Source organism: Rathayibacter sp. AY1D5 (assembly GCF_002932515.1).
GTDB lineage: Bacteria > Actinomycetota > Actinomycetes > Actinomycetales > Microbacteriaceae > Rathayibacter.
Genome location: NZ_PSVU01000086.1, coordinates 1 through 5,438, shown reverse-complemented (window position 1 = coordinate 5,438; position 5,438 = coordinate 1). Strand labels below are relative to the sequence as shown.

The following is a 5,438-nucleotide window of genomic DNA, read 5'->3' as shown; positions in this document are numbered from 1 at the left end:
GTCATCGCGGTTTTCCCCGGCAGGGGCCCGGAGCGCGCCCCGAACAAAATCCACGCCGTTCCGTCCTGCCGCGTCCCGTGCGTTACCAGGCCATTCGTTGCAACCAACAACAAATCCTCTGAGCACCCGGCAGAATGGACCCATGACCTCACGGAGCAACTGGGCGGGCACCTACGAGTACCGCGCCGCCGCCATCATCGAGCCGGAGTCCGTCGAGGAGGTGCAGCGCCTCGTCCGCGAGAACGAGCGCGTCCGCGCCCTCGGCAGCCGCCACTCCTTCAACTCCCTGCCCGACACCCCCGGCGCACTGCTGCACCTGGGCCGCCTGGCCTCCGACCCCGTGATCGACGCCGAGGCGAGCACCGTCACCGTCGGCGGCGCCACCCGCTACGGCGTCGTCGCCGCACACCTGCACAGCAACGGCTACGCCCTGCACAACATGGGCTCGCTCCCGCACATCTCGGTCGCCGGCGCCATCGCGACCGGCACCCACGGCTCGGGCGACCGCAACGCGAACCTCTCCTCCGCCGTCTCGGCGCTCGAGCTCGTCACCGCCGACGGCTCGCTGCGCACGATCCGCCGCGGGGAGCCGGGCTTCGAGGGCGTCGTCGTCGGCCTCGGCGCCTTCGGCATCGTCACCCGCGTGACCCTCGACATCCAGCCGACCTTCGACGTCCGCCAGGACGCGTTCGTCGACCTGCCTTGGGAGCGCGTGCTCGACGACTTCGACGCGATCACCTCCTCCGCCTACAGCGTCAGCCTCATGACCCACTGGTCCTCGCCGACGGTGGAGCAGCTGTGGCTGAAGACCAAGGTGGCGGCGGGATCCGTCGCCGACGTCGACGCGACGCACCTGGGCGCGGTCGCCGCCTCCGCGAGCCTCTTCGCCGTCTCGGAGGGTGTCGACTCCAACCTGAACCCGTTCGGCGGCTCCGTCGGACCGTGGTCCGAGCGCCTGCCGCACTTCCGCCTCGACCGCGAGCCGAGCGCGGGCGACGAGATCCAGAGCGAGTACATGGTGCCGCGCGCGAACGTCCGCGAGGCGATCGTGGCGCTGCGCGCGATCGGCGAGCGGATCGACGACGTCCTGCTCATCACGGAGCTGCGGACCATGGCGGGCGACGACCAGTGGCTCTCCCCCGCCGGAGGCCGCGACAGCGTCGGCGTGCACTTCACCTTCAAGAAGGACCGCGCCGGCGTCGACGCCGTGCTCCCCGCCGTCGAGGGCGCGCTGCTGCCGCTCGGCGCCCGGCCGCACTGGGGCAAGCACTTCCTCGCCGGAGCCGACGAGATCGCGCCGCTCTACCCGCACCTCGAGGAGTGGCGCACCCTCCGCTCCGAGTGGGACCCCTCGGGCCGCTTCGCGAGCGACTTCCTCCGCGACCGCCTGCTCGGCTGAGCGGCACCCGCCCCGCGGGACCAGGCAGGTTCCGCGGGACGGGGCTCACAGGACGCAGCACAGGACGGGGCTCACAGGACGCAGCTCACAGGACGCAGCACAGGACGGGGCTCACAGGACGCAGCTCGCGGGACGCGGCCCACAGGACGCAGCTCGCGGGACGCGGCTCTCGGAACGCCGCTCAGAACAGGCGGGCCGCGTCGGCGGGCTCGACGAGGTCGCGCACCAGCGCCGGGATCCGCTTCCGGAACGGGAAGAACCCCCGCGACGCCGACGGCCACGCCGCACCGTCCCAGCGGCGGCGCACGGTGACGAGCGCGACCCCCTCGTCGGCGAGAGCCGAGCGGAGCGCCTCCATCCGCTCTCCGACGGGCCCGACCGGCGCGTACGGAACGACCACCGTGTCGATCCGCTCGGACACCGCCCAGTCGACGACCGTCGCGGCACGCGCGTCCGCCAGCACCCTCGCCGGCCGACCGCTGGAGTCGGAGGTGCGCTCGGCGGCGTCGGCGAGCGCCGCGGCGGTGAAGGCGGCGACCGCGTCGGAGACTCCGGACGGCGAGCGCCCGCCCGCGTCCCCGGCGACGGCGCACGCCACGAGGCGCTCGGCCAGACCCGGCTGCTCGGCGAGCAGGCTCTCCGCCTCGAGGTCCTCCTCGTGCAGCAGGAGGACGGGGCGGGCGCCGACGGTCCCCACGACGTCGTCCTGCTCGAGCGGTGCCCGCGGCGGGAAGGGCTCCTCGGTGAGCGCGGGGGCCGTGGTGGCGAGGCCGCTCGGCGAGAAGCGCCCCTCCGTGTAGCGCGCGATGTTGGACGCGGAGGCGAGGTAGGTCTTGCCCGGAGTCTGCAGGCCGGCGACCCATCGCCACGACAGGGTGTTGGACGCGGCGTCGCCGTCGAGCAGGTGCCGGTAGAAGAAGTCGGCGCCGAGCTGCCAGGGCAGTCCGAGGGTGAAGATCCAGATGCTCGCGAACCACATGCGGGTGTGGTTGTGGAGGTACCCGGTCTCGACGAGCTCGCTCACCCACGCGTCCATCGCGTCGATGCCGCTGCGTCCGCCGATCGCGTCGAGGTAGCCGGGCGGAGGATCGCCCGCGGAGGAGTCCGCCACCTCGCGGCGGTAGCGGCGCCAGACATCCGGGTTCTGCTCGAGCCAGCCCTTCCAGTAGGTGCGCCAGAACACCTCCTGGACGAACTTCTCCGCGGCGGTCAGGCGGTGCCGCGCGAGGATCGCGGCGACGACCTCCCGCTCGGTGACGAGGCGGTGGCGGAGGTAGGGCGAGAGTCCGGAGACGTTGTCCCGGGACGGTCCGAGGTCGTGGTTGCGGTCGCGGGCGTAGGCGGAGCCGGCGCGGGCGACGAAGTCGTCGAGCGCCTCGAGACCGGCGGCTCTGGTCGGGATGAACATCGCCCCATCATCGGCGTCGGCCCGGTGAGAACACCGGCGGCGGCCTCCCGAGTGCGCTCCGGGGACGGAGGCGCCCGCCGCGCGCTCGTCAACGGGGTGACCGGCGCCTCCGACCCGACGTAGCGTCGGAGGACGAGAGGGAGGCCGCCATGCCCCGCGAGGAACAGATCCCGTCCACCATCGAGCGCTCCGACGAGCATGCGCAGAAGCTCTGGTCGGCCGCGCACGACTCGGCCGTCGACAGCTACGGCGACGGCGAACGCGCCCACCGCACCGCCTTCGCCGCGCTGAAGCACGAGTACGAGAAGGTCGGCGACCACTGGGAGCGCAAGGCCGAGAGCGGCCCCTCCGACTCCCGCGCCGAGGGCCACGGCCGCTCCCCCGGGGGCGAGACGGCGGGCGGAGTGGACGCGAACGCCACGAAGGCGCACCTGATGGACCTCGCCAAGCGCCTGGACGTCTCCGGCCGCTCGCGCATGACGAAGGCCGAGCTCGTCGAGGCCCTGCAGAAGGAGAGCACCCGCCGGACGCGCGACGCGCGGTGAGGATGGGGGCGGGGCCGGGGACAGCCGCCCCGCCCAACCCCCGCCCCGGCCCGCTCAGTCCAGCGCGTCCCTGATGGCCGCCATGCCCAGCTCCAGCTCGGCGAAGGTGGTCGACAGCGGCGAGAGGCCGATCCGGATGCCGTCGGGTCGGCGGAAGTCCGGCACGATCCCGTCCGCCTGCAGCCGCGGGACGAGGCCGGCGAACGACTCGTGCGCGATCGTCACGTGCGAGCCGCGCCGGGCGGGATCGAGCGGAGTCGCCACCCGCACCCCGCGCGGCACCAGCCACGCGTCGGCCAGCTCCAGCGCGTACGCCGTCATCGCCTCCGATTTCGCGCGCACCGCGGGCATGCCGATCGAGGCGATCAGCGCGATCATGTCCTGCATCGCGAGCATCCCCGTGATCGGCGGGGTGCCGCTGAGGAAGCGCCGCATCCCCTCGGCCGGACGGTAGCCGGGTCCCATCTCGAACATGTCGGCGACGCCCATCCAGCCCTGCACCGGCTGCGCGAGCGAGCCCTGGTGCCGGGAGGCGACGTACGCCCACGCGGGCGCCCCCGGGCCTCCGTTCAGGTACTTGTAGGAGCAGCCGACCGCGAGGTCCGCGCCCCACTCGTCGAGCTCGAGCGGCACCGAGCCGACGGAGTGGGAGGCGTCCCAGAGCACGAGCGCGCCGGCCTCGTGCGCCTGGGCGATGATCGCCGCGGCGTCGGCGAGGAACCCCGAGCGGTACGCGACGTGGCTGAGCAGCACCAGCGCCGTCCGCTCGCCGAGCACCGGGGCGAGGTGGTCGGGGCCGACGCCGCTCCCGGGGTCGGAGTCGATCCAGCGGAGCGTGCTGCCGGTCTCGGCCGCGATGCCCTCCAGCACGTACCGGTCGGTGGGGAAGTTATCGGTGTCCACGACGATCTCGTCGCGCCCCTGCTCCGCCTGGCGGGCGATCGCCGCGCGGGCGAGCTTGTAGAGCAGGACGGTCGTGGAGTCGGCGACGACCGTCTGCCCGGCCGCGGCTCCCAGCACCGCGGAGCCGAGGGCGTCGCCGACCTCGAGCGGCATGTCGAGCCAGCCCTCCTCCCAGCCGCGGATGAGGCGTCCGCCCCACTCCTCCTCCGCGAACCGCGCGAGCCGGGCGACGCTCGCGCGCAGCGGCCGGCCGAGCGAGTTGCCGTCGAGGTAGGAGCGGACCTCGGGGGTGCGGACGAACAGCTCGGGGCAGTGCGCGAGCGGGTCCTGGGCGTCGAGCGGATGCATGCCCTCACCCTAGGTCGCGGGCGCCGGGCGCGACGCGTGCCGCCGGGGTCCCGGATGCGTGCCGCCGGGGTCCCTGACGGGTGCCGCCGGGGTCCCTGACGGGTGCTGCCGGGGCCCCTGACGCCGCTCGGACGCCGCCCACTGTCCAGAAGTCGTCGCACTCGGCGTCGACTGCGACAACTCTTGAGCACTCGCGAGCCCTCACCCCGGAGCCTCCCCCCACTGTCCAGAACTCGTCGCACTCGGCCTCGACTGCGACAACTCCTGAGCACTCGCGAGCCCTCACCCCGGAGCCTCCCCCCACTGTCCAGAACTCGTCGTACTCGGCCTCGACTGCGACAACTCCTGAGCACTCGCGAGCCCTCACCCGGAGCCCCTCCCCCCACTGTCCAGAAGTCGTCGCACTCGGCGTCGACTGCGACAACTCCTGAGCACTCGCGGACCCGCGCACTCGAGCCGGTCGCCACTGCTCCGAAGTCGCCGTACTCGCGCTCCAGTACGGCCGCTTCCGCGTGGTCGCGAGCCGCCGGGCCTGTCCCAGCGGTCGTCGCCGAGTGCGCAGAAGTTGTCGCACTCGAGCTCGAGTGCGACAACTCCTGGACAGTCGCGGAAGCCGGAGGAGAACGGAGCGGGAGCCGGAGGAGAACGGAGCGGGAGCCGGAGGAGAACGGACCTCGAGCCGACGAGCGCCCCCGGACCCGCGAGCACGGCCGCGCACCTGGGAAGTCAACGGGCGGACGCCGCGCCCGTCGCCCCGCAGGCGCCCTCCGAGAGCACCGCTCCCGACACCGAGGACGCCCCCACCGGAAGCTGACACCCGACCACTCGCCCCACC

4 protein-coding genes are annotated in these 5,438 nt (G+C 73.4%); 2 read left to right on the top strand and 2 right to left on the bottom strand.

Annotated elements, in window-relative coordinates; all coding sequences use genetic code 11:
- The first annotated feature begins 142 nt into the window (after nucleotides 1-142).
- Nucleotides 143-1,399 (top strand): FAD-binding protein, encoded by a 1,257-nt coding sequence (locus C5C82_RS16605; RefSeq protein WP_104234610.1) that lies wholly within the window; start codon nucleotides 143-145, stop codon nucleotides 1,397-1,399.
- Between the two features lie 181 nt (nucleotides 1,400-1,580).
- Here C5C82_RS16605 and C5C82_RS16600 read toward each other — a convergent pair whose 3' ends face one another.
- Complete coding sequence (locus C5C82_RS16600) at nucleotides 1,581-2,807, bottom strand: FAD-binding domain-containing protein (RefSeq protein WP_104355406.1); 1,227 nt, start codon at nucleotides 2,805-2,807, stop codon at nucleotides 1,581-1,583.
- Nucleotides 2,808-2,956: 149 nt separating this feature from the next.
- On the opposite strand from C5C82_RS16600, the gene C5C82_RS16595 reads away from it, so the two are divergent.
- Nucleotides 2,957-3,352 (top strand): ChaB family protein, encoded by a 396-nt coding sequence (locus C5C82_RS16595; protein ID WP_104225169.1) that lies wholly within the window; start codon nucleotides 2,957-2,959, stop codon nucleotides 3,350-3,352.
- A 54-nt stretch (nucleotides 3,353-3,406) separates the two neighbouring features.
- Here the strand turns inward: C5C82_RS16595 and C5C82_RS16590 are convergent, their stop codons facing one another.
- The gene (locus C5C82_RS16590; RefSeq protein WP_104355405.1) at nucleotides 3,407-4,603 is read right to left on the bottom strand and encodes a kynureninase; all 1,197 of its coding nucleotides are present in this window, start codon (nucleotides 4,601-4,603) and stop codon (nucleotides 3,407-3,409) included.
- Between the last annotated feature and the right edge of the window lie 835 nt (nucleotides 4,604-5,438).